This is a genomic window from Paenibacillus cisolokensis, assembly GCF_050481165.1.
Taxonomy (GTDB): Bacteria; Bacillota; Bacilli; order Paenibacillales; family Paenibacillaceae; genus Paenibacillus_AH; species Paenibacillus_AH cisolokensis.
In genome coordinates this window covers 19,036-37,483 of sequence record NZ_JBCNFP010000058.1, presented here as the reverse complement: position 1 = coordinate 37,483, position 18,448 = coordinate 19,036, and the positions used below count along the sequence as shown (strand labels likewise).

Annotated in this window: 13 protein-coding genes and 1 pseudogene; 1 reads left to right on the top strand and 13 read right to left on the bottom strand. The window is 54.8% G+C overall.

What is annotated here, in order from left to right:
• Nucleotides 1–32 precede the first annotated feature (32 nt).
• The gene (locus ABEV74_RS10190; RefSeq protein ID WP_430145722.1) at nucleotides 33–284 is read left to right on the top strand and encodes a helix-turn-helix domain-containing protein; all 252 of its coding nucleotides are present in this window, start codon (nucleotides 33–35) and stop codon (nucleotides 282–284) included.
• Here ABEV74_RS10190 and ABEV74_RS10185 read toward each other — a convergent pair.
• The 13 genes and pseudogenes from ABEV74_RS10185 to ABEV74_RS10125 all read right to left on the bottom strand — a co-directional run bounded on the left by ABEV74_RS10185 (nucleotide 281) and on the right by ABEV74_RS10125 (nucleotide 18,317).
• Nucleotides 281–1,150 carry a protein phosphatase 2C domain-containing protein gene (locus ABEV74_RS10185; protein ID WP_062490643.1) on the bottom strand — a complete coding sequence of 290 codons (870 nt, stop codon included), beginning with the start codon at nucleotides 1,148–1,150 and terminating at the stop codon, nucleotides 281–283. The genes ABEV74_RS10190 and ABEV74_RS10185 overlap by 4 nt on opposite strands.
• Nucleotides 1,151–1,357: 207 nt before the next feature.
• Nucleotides 1,358–2,944 (bottom strand): annotated as a pseudogene (locus ABEV74_RS10180) (response regulator).
• An 88-nt stretch (nucleotides 2,945–3,032) separates the two neighbouring features.
• Entirely contained in the window at nucleotides 3,033–4,475 is a 1,443-nt protein-coding gene (locus tag ABEV74_RS10175) for a glycoside hydrolase family 32 protein (protein WP_430145719.1), read from the bottom strand.
• Between the two features lie 7 nt (nucleotides 4,476–4,482).
• Nucleotides 4,483–5,313 (bottom strand): carbohydrate ABC transporter permease, encoded by an 831-nt coding sequence (locus tag ABEV74_RS10170; RefSeq protein WP_062490637.1) that lies wholly within the window; start codon nucleotides 5,311–5,313, stop codon nucleotides 4,483–4,485.
• A gap of 18 nt (nucleotides 5,314–5,331) precedes the next feature.
• Nucleotides 5,332–6,267: a carbohydrate ABC transporter permease gene (locus tag ABEV74_RS10165; protein WP_244863222.1), complete on the bottom strand. Its 936-nt coding sequence runs from the start codon at nucleotides 6,265–6,267 to the stop codon at nucleotides 5,332–5,334.
• Between the two features lie 79 nt (nucleotides 6,268–6,346).
• Nucleotides 6,347–7,666, bottom strand: a complete 1,320-nt coding sequence (locus ABEV74_RS10160) for an ABC transporter substrate-binding protein (protein ID WP_430145716.1) — start codon at nucleotides 7,664–7,666, stop codon at nucleotides 6,347–6,349.
• A 110-nt stretch (nucleotides 7,667–7,776) separates the two neighbouring features.
• On the bottom strand, nucleotides 7,777–9,594 hold the full coding sequence (locus tag ABEV74_RS10155) for a cache domain-containing sensor histidine kinase (RefSeq protein ID WP_430145713.1): 1,818 nt from the start codon (nucleotides 9,592–9,594) through the stop codon (nucleotides 7,777–7,779).
• A 295-nt stretch (nucleotides 9,595–9,889) separates the two neighbouring features.
• The gene (locus ABEV74_RS10150; protein ID WP_430145710.1) at nucleotides 9,890–10,420 is read right to left on the bottom strand and encodes a hypothetical protein; all 531 of its coding nucleotides are present in this window, start codon (nucleotides 10,418–10,420) and stop codon (nucleotides 9,890–9,892) included.
• Between the two features lie 505 nt (nucleotides 10,421–10,925).
• Nucleotides 10,926–11,795: a putative RNA methyltransferase gene (locus tag ABEV74_RS10145; protein ID WP_430145707.1), complete on the bottom strand. Its 870-nt coding sequence runs from the start codon at nucleotides 11,793–11,795 to the stop codon at nucleotides 10,926–10,928.
• 444 nt (nucleotides 11,796–12,239) lie between these two features.
• On the bottom strand, nucleotides 12,240–13,415 hold the full coding sequence (locus tag ABEV74_RS10140; protein ID WP_430145705.1) for a sugar ABC transporter permease: 1,176 nt from the start codon (nucleotides 13,413–13,415) through the stop codon (nucleotides 12,240–12,242).
• A 10-nt stretch (nucleotides 13,416–13,425) separates the two neighbouring features.
• The gene (locus tag ABEV74_RS10135; RefSeq protein ID WP_430145702.1) at nucleotides 13,426–14,949 is read right to left on the bottom strand and encodes an ATP-binding cassette domain-containing protein; all 1,524 of its coding nucleotides are present in this window, start codon (nucleotides 14,947–14,949) and stop codon (nucleotides 13,426–13,428) included.
• 85 nt (nucleotides 14,950–15,034) lie between these two features.
• Nucleotides 15,035–16,141, bottom strand: a complete 1,107-nt coding sequence (locus ABEV74_RS10130) for a sugar ABC transporter substrate-binding protein (RefSeq protein ID WP_430145700.1) — start codon at nucleotides 16,139–16,141, stop codon at nucleotides 15,035–15,037.
• A gap of 115 nt (nucleotides 16,142–16,256) precedes the next feature.
• Nucleotides 16,257–18,317, bottom strand: a complete 2,061-nt coding sequence (locus ABEV74_RS10125; RefSeq protein ID WP_430145697.1) for a methyl-accepting chemotaxis protein — start codon at nucleotides 18,315–18,317, stop codon at nucleotides 16,257–16,259.
• Between the last annotated feature and the right edge of the window lie 131 nt (nucleotides 18,318–18,448).

Below are 18,448 nucleotides of genomic sequence, written 5' to 3'. Positions count from 1 at the left end.
GGCATGCGTACGGCCCGGTTAGCATGAAGTCTTTGGCCGATACGCTCGGCCTCAGTCCGGTCCAGTTCACCCGCCGCTTCAAACGCGCCCACAACATGCCGCCGACCGACTATCTGACCCGCCTCCGTTTGCAAAAAGCCTGCTCCCTGCTGGTGACGACCGCGATGACTCTGGATCAAATCGCGGAACGGTGCGGTTACGAAAACGGCTTTTATCTGAGCAGGGTCTTCTCCAAAAAAATAGAAATGAGCCCTACGCAGTATCGCAGGACTCATCGGGTTTAGTTTGGTATTTCGCTCGCTTGAAAATCGATCCATATTCCGGTCTTGTCATCGGACACTTTAAACCTGGGATAGCGCTGGCATTCCGCGTCGCCGGTCTCCAGACGGATCAACCAGTCCGCATATCCGCTCAATCTTTTCTCTCTGATCTGCTTCACCAACTCTCCCCAATCCATGTTCTGCGGCTCCATGCTCGAACGCGGGAGAAACAATCCGTCGGTTACAAGGAGAAGCGAGCGGAGGCCGATCCGATTGATGCGGCCGTACTCGATGAAATCCGCCGCTTCAGGTTGGCCGCTAAGTACGGAATAGCCGCTCAGCGTATTCATTCTTTCTTTATTTTTTAAAATGACCGGCTTCACGAGCTCCCAAAGCTCATCCTTGCGACGGATGCCCCGACGAATGCCGTCCATCCAAATTTTCCGCGATTCGTAATCGACATGGTCCACGTGGTCTCTTGAAACGTTCCGAACCGAGCCGTCCTCATACAAGGCGGCGATCATACAGTCTCCCGCTTGCGCAAAATCGACATATTTTTCATGAATCCGGACCAAAGCCAGCGCGCTTGTCCATAACGACGATTTGTCGGACAGATCGATCCCGGATTCCCGCATCGCCTCCCGCAAAAGCGTGTTGGCCCGTAATACCAGCTCATTCAAAGGGGTTTCGGAGGCTTCTTCCCGATTCAACGCCTGAAAATAATCCTGTATGAGATGGGAAGCCAGATACCCTCCGGTCTCTCCGTTCGGCCCCCGAAACGGATGCAGGGAAGTGGCGCCGTCCAAAACGCCGTAAAGCCCGGCCTGCCCGTTGACAACGAGAGCGTCCTCGTTCCATTCTCCGGTCCCTTTAATGGATATCGTCTCCACTTGCATATCTCCTCTCCCCTACTCGAATCCTTTGATTTCAACGGCCACGACCGATACGGCCCACAGCTTCGCGTCTCATGCGAAAGGAACGAGGAAGGCTTCCCCCCTCGATGCCTTGCATATATTTCTATCATACTCCAAAAAATTCGGAATCTTCTATAATAAAAATAGGCGGAGATGAACCTCTGCCTATCTGCCGGGCAGCGATTACATAATTCGGCGATACTCTTCCGGCGTATAGCCGAATTTCCTTTTAAAGACGCGGTAGAAATATTTCTCGTCCACGAAGCCGACTTTGGACGCCACCTCGTAGACTCAGGCGTCGCTCTGTTTCAGCAGTTCCACCGCTTTCCTGATGCGCAAATCGGATAAGTATTTGCCGAACGTCATACCCGTATACTGCTTGAACAGCGTATTCAGATAGTTCGGGCTGAAGTGAAACGCCGTGGCGATCGTCTCCAGATGAAGCGCGTCCATGTAATGTTCGTCGACATATCGGATGCAGCGTTCCATAATCCGTTCATGCTTGTGCGACCTTGTCGCACGAATATGGTCCGCTATACGCTCCATCCCTCTCCGCAAGGCGTCCTTCAGCGCCGCGAGCGTATCCGCCCGCGCATGCTCGCGCTCAAGCGCGTCCAGCGTCTCGCGGTACTCCGCTTCGCTCGCGAACGGCGCCATGACGCCGGCAACTTTGAGCGCATAATGGGCAATGCGCGAACGGAGCGCTTCCGGGACGACACAGCCCTTCTGCAGCAGCCGTTCGAACACGGCTTCGACGATCGCCCCGATCCGGTCGGACAAGCCCTGACGCAACGCCTCTTCCATCGCCTCTTCTTCCTTGGCGAGGTCGACGTGAACGCCGGGCAGCAGCGCAGGCGCCTCCACAAAGCGAACGATCCGCGAAGCGCCAATGTAGAACGTGTACGCCGCGGCGAGCATGGCCTCCTCGCCCGCTTCCTTTCCATGCTCGTGCAGGGACGACCGCCACCTGCTAAGACCGGCGGAAGCGTTCATCGCCAAAGTTTTGGCCGCCGCGACGTCCATCTCGCCGAGTACCGCATCGAGCCGCTCATCCTGGAAATGCGAATCCGCCCTCAGCAGCACATACAGGATATGGTCGCGTTCGGCGTCCTGGAAGCAACCGGCGAAGCCGTAAGGCGCCAGACACCGCTCCGCCAATCGCATGATCGCATCCGGATCAGGCTGCCGCGACGTACGGTCCCGGTCGGCGAGATTTGTCCACGAAAGCGCCAGCACATACCCATGCTGCGGCAGTCCGGCTTGCTGCCACAGTCCGGACGCTTCCTCGCGGGTCAGGCCGCCCTTGATCCATTTGTTCAACTGATGTTCCCGATAAACGGGAAGCGCATACTTTAGCTGATATGCCAAGTCTTCCTTCTCACGGCGCTGCGCCTCCTCTTCGCGGATCGCCCGGTACGCGTCGTCCAGCATCTTGACGACATGGTCTTCCCTGACCGGCTTGACGAGATAATCGAACGCGCCGAAGCGCAGCGCGCGCTGCGCATATTCGAACTGCCGGTAGCCGCTTAAGATCACGACTTTGAGCGCCGGGTAGTCCCGATGAATTTCTTCGATAAAGCTCAAGCCGTCCATCATCGGCATCTTGATATCGGTGACGACGACATCTACGGGATGACAACGCACGGCTTCCAGAGCCAGCTTGCCGTTTGCGGCCTCGTAAACGGCAAGCGTCTCCGGATGCTTGCGCGCAATGTTCGCCAACACTCTGCGCTGAAACGGTTCATCGTCTACGATGAGGACATGATGCATACAGGCCACCCCTTCCAAAATAATCTTGCAAAAGTGAAGAAGGCCTCCGCAACCGGAAACTTCAATGCCATGGCAATGATGCGCCGACTTAACCGATCGGCTTCATCTCCCATGCCTGGAACCGTACAATGTCAACCGCTTGCTGTGCGAACAAATACAGGCCGCGGCTGTCTTCTCGAATCGGATAAATCCGCGCGGCAAGGCAGGATTCGCCGTTTACGAACACCTCGACCGCGCTTTGGTCGATCAAAAGACGCAGCGATACCGTCGGTTCATCCGAACGGTAGGTCTGGACAACGTCGGAGGCGTCCGTCCTGCCGCTTGCGCTCGAACGCTCGCGCACGATGCGGACCCGCTTGTTCGCCGGGTCGACTTCCACTGCCGTCTCCTCCAGACCGTCCGGCGAACGGAGAAATTTGACGCCGAACGTGCCTCCGGCTGTCGGTCGGAACGCCACCTCCACGTCGAGCGCGGTTCCTTCGATGCCCGTGTCGACGGTTTCCCCGCCAATCGAGAAGCCCTGCTTCACGGCCGACCGTCCGCGCAGCGTCTCCAGTTCCTTTGCCGGTTCGATCTTGAGGCCCCGCTCCTCCGACCAGCCGATGACGCGCGGCACGCTCTGGATGCCCGACCAGTCGAACGGCACGTCCAGTTCGCCTCTTGCCGCATCGTTGATCCAGCCCCACAGCAGCACGCGGCCATCGCCGTCGATTGAAATATTGGTCGCGTAATAGCCGGAATTCGGCCCGTCGAGATAGCCCTGCCGCTCAACGATAAGCCGTTTGTCCGGGGAGAGCGGACCATAGCAAAATTTCACCGCTCTCTCTTCAATGACCGAATAGATGAGCAGATACTTGTCTCCAAACTTCACGACGTTCGGGCATTCCAGAATGACATGATCTTCCGCGTACAGTTTGCCGAGCAGCTGCCAGTCCGACAGATCCGCGGACCGGTACAGCCAGATGCAGCCTTCGTGCTTGTGCGTACCGGCGAGCACCATATGCCAGCCGTCCTGCTCTTTCCAAATGAACGGGTCGCGCCAGTCGTCGACGACATCGTGGCCGCCGTGAATGGCGGTGCTGAGCGCCGGATTGCCTTCGATCTTCGACCAGGTTAACAGATCGTCGCTGCCGACGGCCATCCACTGCTGCGCGCCCATCCGGACCGGCTCGGCGTCCGGGCTCCCGCCTGAGCGGACCATCGTCTTCGAGCCCTCGAACTCCCCTACGCTTGTATAATAGATAACCGGCCGCTCGCCATCGATGACGCAGCATCCCGAGAAACAATGCCGTTCGCCGAGTTCAGGCGAAGGCGCAAGCGCGATCGGCAGCTCCTCCCAATGCACCAGATCCCGGCTTTTGGCATGTCCCCAATGCATATCGTCCCAGTAGGCCGCATTCGGGTTGTATTGATAGAACAGATGATGCTCGCCCTTATAATAAATCGTGCCGTTCGGATCGTTCATCCAGTTTTTGCGCGGCAAAAAATGATAACGGGGCCTGAGGCGCACGTTCAAATTTCCGGTTTCCACTTGAACCTCATCCTTTCACGCCGGTATGCGTAATGCCTTCTATATAGTACCGTTGCAGAAACAAAAACAGAATGACAATCGGCAGCGTCGTAAAGGTAAGCGTTGCCATAATCTGCCCGTAATAGACCGGAGGCAGCGTGAAGAACGTCTGAATGCCGAGCTGCACGGTCCGCAGTTTTTCGCCTGTCGTCACCAGTATGGGCCAGAGGAAATCGCCCCAATGCGTGATGAACGTCAGAATGAAGACCGTCGTGAAGACCGGTCCGGACAGCGGCACGACGATTCGCACGAACGTCTTCATCGGTGACGAGCCGTCAATTGCCGACGCTTCCAATATCTCATTCGGCACGTCCATAAAAAATTGGCGGAACATGAAAATGCTGAAGCAGTTGCCGACGAACGGCACAATCAGCGCCAGCCACGTGTCAACCCAACCCAATGTATTGACGATAAAATAAAGCGGCATGATGATGCTCTCGAACGGCACGATCATGAGCGCGATGACGCCCGACAGCAGCATGTCGCGTCCCTTGAATTGCAGCTTGGCGAGCGCGTAGCCGCAGAGGGAGTTGACGACAAGCCCGCTGATGCAAATAACGGTAACATAGAACAGGCTGTTGAACAAATATTTCATCATCGGAATCCGGTGAAACGCCTTGATATAGTTATCAAGCGTGACGGATGAAGGCAACAGCGCCTTGATCGAGTTCAAATCCGCGAAAATGTGCGTTTCCGGCTTCAACGACGATACGACCATCCATAAGAGCGGCGTAATAAACAGCAACGTCATAACAGCGTTGGCCGCATAGAGAAATGCTGCATATTTGCGATCTGACATGTGCTACCTCCGTGTGGATTATCGGTCCCGAAGCAGCTTCCGCAGCAGAAACGACAGCAGCACGACGATGATGAAGAAGACGACCGAAATGGCCGAAGCGTAGCCGGCGTTCCGGAATTGGAAGCCTTGCTGGTAGATGAACAGCGCGAGCGTACGCGTCGTATTCTCGGGACCGCCATTGGTCATAATGTACGGCTGCGTAAAGAGCTTGACCGCCTGTATCGTCGTTATCGTCAGCACGAACACGATCACGTTGTACAAGCTCGGGATCGTAATGTACCGAAGCTGCTGAAAGCGGTTCGCCCCGTCCATAGACGCCGCTTCGTACAGTTCCTTCGGAATACCCTGAAGACCGGCGAGAAAGATCATCATTTGATAGCCCGCCGCCTGCCATACCGACATCAGAATGATCGAATTCATCGCCTGGTCGGGACTGCGCAGGAAAGGCTGCTTCGGAATGCCGAGCGCATGCAAAAAGGAGTTGATCAATCCGTCGTTCGGATTATATAAATAAATCCATAAAATCGCGATGACGGTCATCGACGTGATAACCGGGCTGAAATAGGCGATCCGAAACAGGTTGGTCAGCCGCAGCTTCTGGTTGACCAGCAAAGCGAGCATCAATGCCAGCCCGCACTGCACCGGCACGACAATCGCCGTGAAATACAACGTATTGTACAACGAGCGATAGAACAACGGATCGGTAAACAAAAACAGATAGTTTTCCAGTCCTCTGAATTCGATCTGATCGGGCCGTAACAGATTAAAGCGGGTAAATCCGAAAACGAACGCCAATCCGAACGGCAAAATGAGGAACAGAGTAATAAGCAAGCCGGCCGGCAATAAGAACGAATATCCCATAATGGCCTCTTGCCGCTTCCGCTTGCGCAGCGACAACATTTTATGCGACCTTGGAGCGCTCGCCATCGCTTCGCCCTGCATTGTTCCGTTCACTTCCTTTCTCCCGCGGGACATAACGGCTGCGGCATTAGGCGGTTAATGGCCTAATGCCGCAGCGCAAGCCGCTTATGAATTATTCCGCGAAGTTGCGGGCATATTCCTGATCGTAAACTTTGGCGACATTATCCAGCGACGATTTCACGTCAGCTCCGACCATAATGTCGATCAGCGCCTCGGCAAACTTTTGCGTCAGCACCGGATAAGCGGGCGTGACAGGCCGCGCATGGGATACGGTTGTCACCTGTTCCTTGATGACGCGCATCGGCAATTCGTTGTACTCCGGTATGCTCTCGAAGGCCGATTTGCGGCTGGCCGGCACGTTGGTCGCCTTGGCCAATCGGGCGGAATTTTCCTTATTCGTCAACCATTTCACCACTTCGACCGCTTCCGCCACATGCTTGCTGTTCGAGCTGATGCCGACAGCCCAACTGCCGGAAGGAGACGTGACTTGGCCTTTCGGACTTCTCGGGAAATAGGTAATGCCCCATTCGAGATCCGGATAAGCTTCGAAGCCGGTAATGTTCCAGGTGCCGCCCAGTTTCGTCGCAGCCTTGCCTTCCTCAAATTCCGTCGGCGTCGGGTCGATGTTGAACAGCTTCTCGTCCGCCAGCTTCTTCAGGAAATTGGCCGCTTCGATACCTTGCTCGCTGTTGACGTAGCCTTCGGCCTTGGTACCGTCCTCGCTGACGATGTCGGTGCCGTTTGAAATCCAGAACTGCTCGAACGCATATGTCATCCATTCGCCTTTGTCATTGATCATGTTCGTTCCGAAAATTCCCCGGTCCGGATCGGCAGTCCGCTTCATTACATCGTACCACTCGTCCCACGTCCAGGCCTTGTCGATCTCCGTCGGCGGCACGATGCCGTGCTCGTCCATTATTTTCTTGTTATAGAACAGGACGACCGACGACTCATTCAGGCCTACCGCGTAAAACTTTCCATTGTACGTGCCTTGTTGAATAATCGAGGGTACGAAATCGTCCAGCTCCTCCTGCGTGAAATACTCGTCAAGCGGAATGATGATACCGGACGCGGCATAGTTGGCCACGTTCGGGCCGTCCAACGCTACGACGTCCGGCAGCGTGTTGGACGCCACCGCCGCATAGATCTTGTCTTCATAGGCGAACGAATTGCCCCTTGTAACCGTCTCCATTTTCAGCACGATCTTGCCTTCGTGCGCTTCGTTGAACGCTTTAACCGCTTCCTGGTAAAATTGATCTTCCGCTTCGTCGGCTTGCGGACGCCAGAATGTGATCTCTACCGGCTCCGCCGATCCGCCGGTCCCGCCCGACGCTTCCTGATTTTCGCTCGATCCGCTGCCGTTCGACGAACAACCGATAATGGTCACAGCCATAATGGCGGCAAGCAGGATCTTCATCCAACGCATGTTCATAGACACCCTCCCGGAAGTTATTTTTGTCTGCGTTTTCATTGTAGAAGGGATCCCGGCGGCGCGACTACTCGAAATACATGTCAAATGGTGGACTTTCTCACAGACTTCGTTCACGCCGGCAGCGTAATGGTCACCTTCGTGCCCGCACCCGGCTCCGAATGAATGACGACACCGTACGTTTCGCCGTACAGCAGCTTGATCCGCTTGTCCACGTTGTCGATGCCGATCGAGTCCTTCCGCTCCTTCTCATGCTGACCGTTCATCAGCCGGCCGATCGCCTCCCGGCTCATCCCGACGCCGTTGTCCTCGATGACGAATTGCCGGACGCCGTTCCGGATAAAGCCGGTTATCCGGATCTCCCCGCCCTCTTCGATGTCCTCGAAACCATGAATCAGCGCATTCTCGACGAACGGTTGAAGGAAAAACTTCGGCACCGAGTAACGGTACAACGCCTCGTCCAGTTCTGTATGCACCGTAAATTTGTCCACGAACCGTTTTTTCATAATGCCGATATAATTTTCAAGATAGTTCAAATCCTCGCCGAACGGCACCTCGTCGTGCTGATATTTCGCCGTATAGGCCAGCATTTCCGACAGCTCGACCAGCATCTCGCTAATCTCGTCCTGCTTGTTTTCGATCGCCATATAATTAATAATGTTCAGCGTATTGTACAGAAAATGCGGGTTGAACTGAAAGTTGAGCGCCCGCAGATCCGCCTCCATCTTCTTGAGGCGGATGCTGTAGTTTTCATCGATCAACTGTTTGATCCGGCCGTTCATATCGTTGAACTTGTGAATCAAATAGGGAATTTCGCCTTTGCCCGTTACCTCGATTTGATGCCCGAAGTTGCCCTCCCCGAGCTTGCGCATGCCGGCCAGCAGCCGTTTGAGCGGATAGGTGATGCGGCTTGCGATCATCGAAGCAATAATGATGGAGATTAAGCTGACGACCACCGTGATCAGCATCGTGTAAGAGAAAATATCCGGCACCGTCTTGACCAGTTCCGGGTAAGGCACGAATACGGCGGACAACCATCCATTCGCACGAATCGTGTCGTAGACAAGCAGCGTCTTCACCCCATCGATCTCCACATAGGTCGTACCGCTTTCATCCGGCAGATGGCTGCGAATCCATTCCTTCGCCCCCTCCGGAAGCCGCCGCTCCTTGTCCGAGGTCGAGATCGTCTGTCCGTCCCGCGTCAACACGTAATAATAGGATCCTGCCGTCTGTAAACTTTCCGTGAACGCCTGCTTCAGCATCTCCTCCTGAAAGTTCACGACAAGCACCGGCCGCTCGGCTTCCGGCGGCAAATGGTTCAGCATATTGTTGCGGATGAGCGACACATTGATCGAACGGGTCGCTGTGAAGACATACTGGGACTTGCGCTTGACCGCCTGCTCAGACAAATAAAACATCTCCAGCAGATTGTAGGTCGGAATCCAGCGGACGCCTTCCGTCGCTTTCAGCCCTTCCCGATAGACCTGCGTATCGGCAAAGTCCGTCTTCGGCAGCCAGAAATTCGGATTGCCGCCAAACATGTAGTTGTTCGCGAGCAAATTGACGGAGTACATATCCGACGAGGTCGGAAAATATTTCTGCAGAATGCGCGTAATGCGCCGGTCGTCCTCATGGGTGAAATTGCCGTCCTTCTGCGGCGCAATCGTATTGAAAAACTCGAACAACTCCTCGTCCAGATGCATGTTCACGGCGCTTTGCTCGATCCCGGAGAAGCGCGCGTCGAGCGCCTGGTTGGTCTGCTTCACCAGGCCGAGTATCGAATCCGCCGCATTGCCCAAAATGACCTCCGACGTTTTGTAATAGTAACCGTACCCCAGTAAAGTCATGGACATGACGATCAATAGAATAAACGATAAGGAAAGCTTCGAACGCAGTGTAAGGTTGTTGTATCGTTGCAGGATAATATTCAACGGCGATTCCCCCCGGACCAATATCGCAACAGTCAAAATCGATTTCTACAACTTTGGTTATCGATTCGATGCATCTGCACATTGGCAGAGCTCCGATTCAAGTGCTCTAGCGATCTTCTTCTGAAAGTAGAGTCGCGTCACTCTAGTAGAAATCATACCGTAGCTTTCTTGTCAAGAAGTCCGCGGACCGATGGCCTTTCTAACACTGCTCGCTTGAGAAAAAAGAATGCGCCGTCCATCCACTGGCAGCGCAGAATGAAAAAAGACAGCCTCGAACACGAGGCTGCCTTCCCGTTTATACGGATAAATAGCGAATCAAGCCAAGTACGGCATAGACGAACAATACCGTGCCTGCTCCGATGCCCACAATCGCGCTGTTGGCTACTTGCAGTTTCGGAGCAATCCATAATGAAAGAATTGAGATGGCAACGAGCAGCGCCGCCAGAAGATAGAGGCCGGGATCGTCAAAAACGTTTGTCAGGCCGATAAAATGGATACCGACGATAAAGGCGATCCAAGGGGCGACAACATTTTGGCGTTTTAATTTATACAGCACAAAAGCGCCTATGCCAGCCAAAATAAATTCGATATAGACCGTAATCAAATATTGGCGGAAAGCCGTTCCTTCCGACAAAGCGGAAGGCGCATCCCAATTTTTCACGCTCAGATAGACGCCAGCCAGACATACTAGCAGAGCCGCGGCGGACGCCAAACCGATACAGATTCGCCAGCTTGCTCTCGGTTTTTCTTGCGCCCAGCCGAACCAGACAAAACTGAACATGCCGAAAATGGCAGCGTACATCGTGTAATCCCGGACATACTCCATGAAACTCCTCCTTTAATGAGGGGCGGCTGCATTTCTTTCCCATTGTAACACGTTTTTGGATTTCCGATCACTTCATTAATCCGGTTAAAGTTCAATCACCTATTTAATTCGATGACCATTGTGTTAGTAACGTCAAAAGCCATCCCGAAGGATGGCTTTTTCTCTGGTAAAACTGTATACATCTCCAATGCCGCAAGGGCTCTGTTGCTTCTAAACATAATGGAAAATAACTCTTTTGTCAATGATCTTATTAATTATTTAATCATTTCTCTCTGGCGGTAGCCGCTTCGGATAAATTTGCCACCAACTCATGGATAACCTTAGATTTACTAAAGAACATTTGGAATAACTTCTTATCGATTTCATCCATTTGTTGGTTGGAAAGCTTAACTCGTAAGCGAACATATGTTCCCCCGCACGAAAGAGACCTGCCGTTAATTCAGCAGGTCTTCGTTATTAGGGAATATTCGTTATCTTGCGATCTTCACACGCGTTGGCTTTCCTATTACATATTTAATCCGATTAAAATCTCCACATCCACGGTGATCTCTGCAGTCTCTTGATTGATATACGCATCAATGCGCGCTTGATCCGCGGTCCAGGCAAGGGGCGTCATGCGAACCAAATGTTCGAGCTCCGCGTTATGCAGTTTTTGAGTGTAAGTTAGACGGAAAGAGTCGAGCGGACGGAAATGGTTTTTAAATCGCGACACCGTTTCCTCGTTTCGATAGACCTTTTTATCGTCTTCGAAGAGCATATCCCGCAGTTCCTTCAGATAAAGGGGACGAGGAACAACTTTAATGACCAGACCGCCTTGAACCAACACCCGCTTGAATTCCTTGTAATTGGAAGGAGACAGCATATTCAGAATCACATGAACCGACCGGTCCGCCAACGGCGTTTTGGCCAGGTCCGCTACGAGCCAAATCGGGCTTTCGTATCTTCCGGCGGCCATCATAATGCCTTCCTTCGCAATATCGAGACCGATCCCGGTCGCGGTCCGGCTCCTGCATCCGTCCAAAATCTTTTGCAATTGGGAGCCTTCCCCGCAACCCAGATCCGCAATGATAAAAGGATTTATCGAAACATCCGCATGCGCCCGTATCGCCTTCGTGATCGTCTCATGCACGGCCGCGTACAAGTCGCTTTCCGTAATGATTTTGTGCCTGGCCTCGAACAATTTCTTCTTGTAATGACTGTTAGTGGGATAGGGCATCAAGTTGAGATACCCCTGCTTGGCGAAATCGAACGTATGGTTATGCGAACAGATCAGACTTTTAAGATCGACAACCTTCACCGGGCTTTCGCAAATCGGACATTTCAATACCGACTCCAGTTTCCGCACGCGTTGGGCGCTTCTTATTTTTTTGGTCATGTATTTCTTCCTTTCAAAATAAAAATCACAGGCTGCCTGCCTGCGATCAGAGTAAACGGAAGAAGACCCATCCTTATTCGGTTAGAGATTAAGCCAAACAAAAAAAGGCAGAACGATCCGCCTTTCTTCTTCTGCATGTGCTGTCTATTCAAAGGAAGATGAGGATGAAAAATGGGCAGACTGATCCCGTTTACTCTGTTTATCCGAACAGAGCCGTTGAACGTATTCAATTTTTCCGTTCAAATCGGGAAACGCAGTCTGATGTAATGCATTTTTATACCTCTCATTCATGACAATGGATAAGCAAATTTCATTATAGAGATTCTGTTTGAATAAGTCAAAAAAGTTCGGCGGCATCCATTCGTACTGACGGCTTCAGCGCAAAAACCCCCGGCCGGACGGCCGGAGGCTGATTGAGGCTGATTGTTAATACCGCGTATGCCGTTATTTCCACTTCTTGCGCGTCATCACGTCGAAGATTACCGCCAGCGCGAGCACGCCGCCGCGGATCATGTACTGATAGGAAATGCCGACGCCGAGCAGGTTCATGCCGCTCGACAGCGACGCCATGACGATGGCGCCGATGATCGCGCCCGTTACCTTGCCCACTCCGCCTGCGGAGGATACCCCGCCGACATAAGCGGCCGCGATAGCGTCAAGCTCGAACAGCGTGCCCGCCGTAGTCGTCGCCGACTGCAGCCGAGAGGTGAACAGAATGCCCGACAGCGCCGACAAAAAGCCCATCGAGCAGAACACGATGTAGGTGATCTTCTTGACGTTGATCCCGGAAAGATGCGCCGCGTCCGGATTGCTGCCGACCGCATAAATATGCCGCCCCAGCACCGTCTTGGTCGTCAGGAAGTGATAGCCGGCGACGACGGCCAGCATAATGATAACGGTCCACGAAAAGCCGTTGTAGCCGGCCAGAATCCAGGTAATATACGCAATAATGGCGGAGATGAACACCAGCTTGAGCGCGAATACCCCTTTGGACACCACTTCGAAGTTGTATTTGATTTTGTTGCGGCGCGCGGAGATTTCGCTATACATGTACAGCACAATGCACAGCAGCCCGATGATCAGGGAAAGCAGCTGCAGCCCGTTCACTTCCATGATCGAGGGAATATAGCCGTTGCCAATGGCGTTGAAATACTTGTCCTTGATGATGATCGTGCCGGTCTTCTCCGTCACTTGCAGCAGCGCGCCGCGGAAAATCAGCATCCCGGCCAGCGAAGCGACGAAGGAGGGAATGCCGATGGACGCCACAAGCGCGCCGTTGAACAGGCCGATGACAACCCCGAGCGCGAGGATGATCGGAATGGTGAAATAGACCGGCACGCCGAACTGCGTCAGCAATATGGCGGCGATCGCCCCCAGGAAACCGGCCGCAAAACCGACGGACAGGTCGATATGCCGGATGACGATGACAAGGGTCATACCGACGGCCAGCACCGCAATATAGCCGGTGGCGTCCAGCAGGTTGCTGATATTGCGCGAAGACATGAACAGGCCGTCCGTCAGGATCGTAAACGTCAGCATAATGACAAACAGCGCGATATACATGCCATAGTCGCGGATATTTTCTTTGACTAGCGTTCTTACTTCCGTCACGAAATTCATGATGAACCTCCTATTGTGTCGCCAGTTCCATTATTTTTTCCTGGCTGGCCTCGCTGATGGGCAGCTCGCCCTTGATCTCGCCTTCCGCCATGACATACACGCGGTCGCTCATTCCGAGCACTTCGCCGAGTTCCGACGAAATCATGATGATGCTCATGCCGCTGGCGATCAACTTGTTCATGATGGTGTAAATTTCGAATTTGGCCCCTACGTCGATGCCGCGTGTCGGCTCGTCCAGAATGAGCAGCTTCGGACCGACGAACAGCCATTTGCCGAGCGACACCTTTTGCTGGTTGCCCCCGCTCAGGTTGCCGACGATCTGTTCGACCGAAGGCGCCTTGATGTACAGCGATTCCTTGTAGTCATTGGCGATCTTGATTTCTTCGTTGCCGTTGATGACGCCTTTGGCCGACACGCCCTTCAGATTGGCGGCCGTGACATTCTGCTTGATGTCCTGGGCCAGAAACAGCCCGTCGCCCTTGCGGTCCTCCGTCACATAGGCCAAGCCTGCGCGGATGGCCTCGCTCGTATGCTTGAACGACCGCGGCTTACCGTCAAAGATAAGCTCCCCTTGCACTTTGTAGTTCTTCGCGTTGCCGAACAGGCTTAGAGCCAGTTCCGTTCTTCCCGAACCCATCAGCCCCGCGATGCCGACAATCTCGCCTTTGCGGACGTGGAGATTGACGTTTTTGAGCACTTGCCGCCCCAGCTGCGCGTCGTATGCCGACCAGTTGCGCAGCTCCAGCACGTTGGCGCCGAACGTCTGGTTTGCCCGCTTCGGATAAATATCGTCGATTTCGCGGCCGACCATATGCTTGATAATGACGCTCTCGGATATTTCGCCTTTGGCGGCGTCCAGCGTGCAGATCGTGCGCCCGTCGCGGATGACGGTCGCCTTGTCGGCGATGGAGATGACTTCCTTCAGCTTGTGCGAAATCATGATGCAGGTGATGCCCTGCTTCTTCAATTCCCGCAGCAGGTTCAGCAGATTTTCGCTGTCGTTCTCGTTCAGCGCGGCCGTCGGCTCGTCCAGAATAAGCAGCTTGACATTTTTGCTGAGCGCTTTGGCGATTTCGACCAGTTGCTGCTTGCCGACGCCCAGATCTTTGATCAGCGTATCCGGATTCACATTCAGCCCGACTTTGTCCAGCATCTGCTTGGCCTGGGTGATCGTCCGGTTCCAGTCAATTATGCTGCCGCGTCTGACCTCGTTGCCGACGAAAATGTTTTCGTACACCGTCAAATCGGGGAACAGCGCCAATTCCTGATAAATAATGACAATCCCCGCCTTGACGCTGTCGCTGATTTTGTGAAACTGCTGGACCTGCCCTTCAAACACGATATCGCCGCTGTATGTGCCGTACGGATAAACACCGCTGAGCACTTTCATCAAGGTCGATTTGCCTGCGCCGTTCTCGCCGATCAGACAATGGATCTCGCCTCGCCCCACCTTGAAGTTTACGTTCTCGAGCGCCTTGACCCCTGTAAATTCCTTGGAGATATTGCGCATCTCCAGCATGCAGTCGTTCACCATGCTGCCTCCTTTGCCCCAAACGACTAATTGCGGAACTGCGGTCCGATCGGATCGGCCGCAATTCCGCGTCCATGATGCCGGCTGGTTATTCCAGACCGGTAAATTCGCCGGCTTCGTAGTAGCCCGAGTCGATCAGCTCCGCCTTCACGTTGTTTTTGTCTACGACGATGACATCCGTTTGTTTGGCTTTCACGTCAATCTTGCCGTTGTTGTAGGAGCCGGTCGTCTCCGGCGTCTTGCCGTCGAGAATCTCCACGGCCATGCCCATCGCGTCTTTCACGAGCGTGCGGACATCCTTGAACACCGTCATCGACTGTTTGCCGTCAATGATGTATTGAATGGAGGCCTTCTCCGCGTCTTGGCCGGTAATGACATAGTTCGTAATGGCGCTGTCGGCGGCGAAGACGTCCGCGATCGAGCGGGCGGTGCCGTCGTTCGGCGCAAGAATGGCAACATCGCCTTTCAAGTTTGCGCTTGCGGCAGTCAGATGCGTTTGCGCCTTGTTTTTCGCTTCGTTCGCGTCCCAGTTCGTCGTCACTTGGCCGATGATCTTGCTCATTTCGTCGCGGGTAAGCTTCGCTTTGTCCTTCAACGCCTCCGCTTCGCTGGAGTTGGCGATGACGAACGTGCCGTCGGCGATTTTCGGCTGCAGCACGCTCCATGCGCCCTCGAAGAACAGGAACGCGTTGTTGTCGGAAGCGGCGCCCGCATACAGGTACAACGGAACGCCGGAGCCGCCTGCGTTGTCGATCAGGTACTGGCCTTGAGCCGCGCCTACCGCAAAGCTGTCAAACGTTACGAAGTAGTCAACCGCGTCCGTGTTGGTGATGAGCCGGTCGTAGGCAATGACCGTAATGCCTTCTTTCTTGGCCGCTTCCGCTGCGGCTGCCGCTGCATCACCGTCATGCGGCGTAATGATCAGTACGTCGATGCCTTTGTTGATCAGCGTCTCGACATTTTCCTTTTCTTTGGCCGAGGAGCCCTGGCTGAACAAAATTTCCGTCGTGTATTTCGTTCCTTCCAGCGCCTCTTTGAAACGCTGCTCGTCCTGCACCCACCTCGGCTCGTCCTTGGTCGGCAGCACAATCCCGACGCTCACTTCTCCTCCTCCTCCGCCGCTGCAAGCGGACAAAACGGCCGTAAAGAGCGTCAGCACAAGTCCGAGCGATAGCCATTTCGATCTCTTTTTCATTTTGTTACCCCTTTCATATCGCTGCTTGTTTGTCTTTTACAATCTCACTATACTGCAGGCTGGAGCCGCCGAAAGCGCTTCATAGCTGGACTCTTTTAATTTTTGCTATACTTTTTTACAGTCCGGCAGAATCACCGTCCACTCTGAACCGCGATACCGCCTGCCGCAGTTCGGCAACGGCCGCTTCCAGCCGGCCCGCCTGCTCGGAAGCCGCCCGAACCGCGCCGATCTGCGCTTCCGTCGATGAGGCGATCGCCTCCGTCCTGGCTGTGGTCTGCTCGCACACCGCCAAAATATTTTGCGTGGACGCCACCACCGCGTCCCTCAGCCCCTCAACGCCGGCAATCGCTGCGACTTCCTGCTCGATCATGCGCAGCATCCTCTCCAGCGCCTCATGCATGCTGCGCATGGCCTGACTGACTTGCGCGACGGCTTGTTTCTGCGTTTGGTTCACAGCGTTGGTCTCCTGGACGACCGCGACCATCTGACCGGTCTGCGCCAAAATCTCCATGATCGTCTGATGAATGTTTTGCGACGAGCGCTTGGCCTGCTCGGCAAGTCTCCTGACTTCGCTGGCCACAGCGGCAAAGCCTCTGCCATGTTCTCCGGCCCGCGCCGCTTCGATCGATGCGTTGATGGAAAGCAGATTGGTCTGCTCGGATATGTCGGCAATGATTTTCGTCACCGAAGAGATGGAACGCGATTTCTCGCTCAGATCGGCGGCGATCGCCGTCACTTGTCCCAGTGCCTGATCCAGCGAAGTGTAGACCTCCTCGAGCTGCCCGGCCTGGCGCCGGCCGTTCTCGATGTGGGAGCCGGTTGCCGCAATAGCCGCCTCCACTTCGCGGGATTGCCCGATCAGGACGCCGATCGCCCCGCTCAGCCTGTCGACGGCAGCGGAGCTTCTCTCCGCTTCCTCCGCAGTGTGAGCGGCCCCGGCGGCGATTTCCGCGGTCGAACCGGCCGTCTCCCGCCCGGCAGCCTCGTTCGCTTCCGCAGTGGCCTTCACTTCTTTGGCCGTATCTTCAACCTCCCGAACGCTCCCGCGCACTTTCGTGATGAGCCCCCGGACGCTGGCCAGCATGGCGTTGTAACTGCCCGCCAGCTCGCCCATTTCATCGTTGCCGTTATAGCGGATTTCCGCCGTCAGATCGCCGGCTGCCGTCCGCGAAATGGCGGAGCGAATCTCCCCGATCGTCTTCAGCAAACGGGAAGCGATCCGGTACGCCGCGCATGCGCCGATGCAAAGTCCGACGAAAGCGGCGATGAAACTGATGGCCAGAAACGTCCGCCACTGGCTGTGCAGCGCCTGCTTGTCAACAAAGGACACGCTCGTCCAATCGAGAGCGTACACGAACGAGACTTCACCGTTATAATCGACGCCTTCCCAGCTAAAGCCAATGCCCCGCCGCTTGCCCTCCGCAATCTCTTTCACCCATGCGAACGTCTCCGCCATCTGCTCCCGGTCGGGCAGCGCGTCCTCCATCTGCCCGCTTGCCGCCGGATCGAGGTTCCGGCCATCGAGTCCGTCCATGAACGATGAAATGATGACCCCTCTGCTGTCGTAAATGACCAGTTTGTTGCCCCCGAACCGTTCATTGGACTTGCGCAGCGAGCCGATGGCCTGCAAATCGATGTCGAAACCGGCAATCCCGTACAGTTCGCCGCCGACCAGCACCGGCGCGGCAACGGACATAACCATCCGGCCGTGCCGTTCATGCCGGCGGACATCGGTCCAGACGGCGCCGCCGCCCGCAGCGGCAAGCCGATAAACCTCCTCCGTCCGGGCATCGCCCGCTTCGGCGAAACCGGAAGAAGCTTGCATGCGTCCCGTTGCGGCAGAGATAAAATACACACTCGCAAGCAGCGCGTCATCTTCCTGCGCCGCTTGCAGCAACTGACCGATCGCCGCGCCGGGATCGGCGGCTTGCACGCTTGCAAACTCAATTGACCGGGCAAGCTGCCGCACCGCTTGCTCGTATTTTCCGGTCCACGCCCTGATCTCTCTGGCAGCGCTTTCAACCTGGACGGCATTGCCCTCGGAAAACGTGGCTTCCAGCGATGCCCTGGCCGTGTAAAACAGCATCAGTGTCGAGCCCAGGACCGACACCAATACCGCCCCCGAAATGAGAGCCATCCATTTGATGCGAAGCGAAATTCGTCTTCCTCTGTTCATGCATGCCCCCTCCAGCATCAGTCGATGATCTTATTTACCACTATAAGGTGACGTGCTGTTGCCGTTGCGGGGGAAAAAGAGGAGCGATTTGTATTGAATGGTAATATTTTGTTTTTTTACATGCAAAAATG

What these genes read in the sequence shown, in the direction of transcription:
- ABEV74_RS10145 (WP_430145707.1), bottom strand. Translation starts at nt 11,795, where the DNA reads ATGACCAAAAAAATAAGAAGCGCCCAACGCGTGCGGAAACTGGAGTCG.
- ABEV74_RS10150 (WP_430145710.1), bottom strand. Translation starts at nt 10,420, where the DNA reads ATGGAGTATGTCCGGGATTACACGATGTACGCTGCCATTTTCGGCATG.
- ABEV74_RS10160 (WP_430145716.1), bottom strand. Translation starts at nt 7,666, where the DNA reads ATGAACATGCGTTGGATGAAGATCCTGCTTGCCGCCATTATGGCTGTG.
- ABEV74_RS10135 (WP_430145702.1), bottom strand. Translation starts at nt 14,949, where the DNA reads ATGGTGAACGACTGCATGCTGGAGATGCGCAATATCTCCAAGGAATTT.
- ABEV74_RS10140 (WP_430145705.1), bottom strand. Translation starts at nt 13,415, where the DNA reads ATGAATTTCGTGACGGAAGTAAGAACGCTAGTCAAAGAAAATATCCGC.
- ABEV74_RS10130 (WP_430145700.1), bottom strand. Translation starts at nt 16,141, where the DNA reads ATGAAAAAGAGATCGAAATGGCTATCGCTCGGACTTGTGCTGACGCTC.
- ABEV74_RS10170 (WP_062490637.1), bottom strand. Translation starts at nt 5,313, where the DNA reads ATGTCAGATCGCAAATATGCAGCATTTCTCTATGCGGCCAACGCTGTT.
- ABEV74_RS10125 (WP_430145697.1), bottom strand. Translation starts at nt 18,317, where the DNA reads ATGAACAGAGGAAGACGAATTTCGCTTCGCATCAAATGGATGGCTCTC.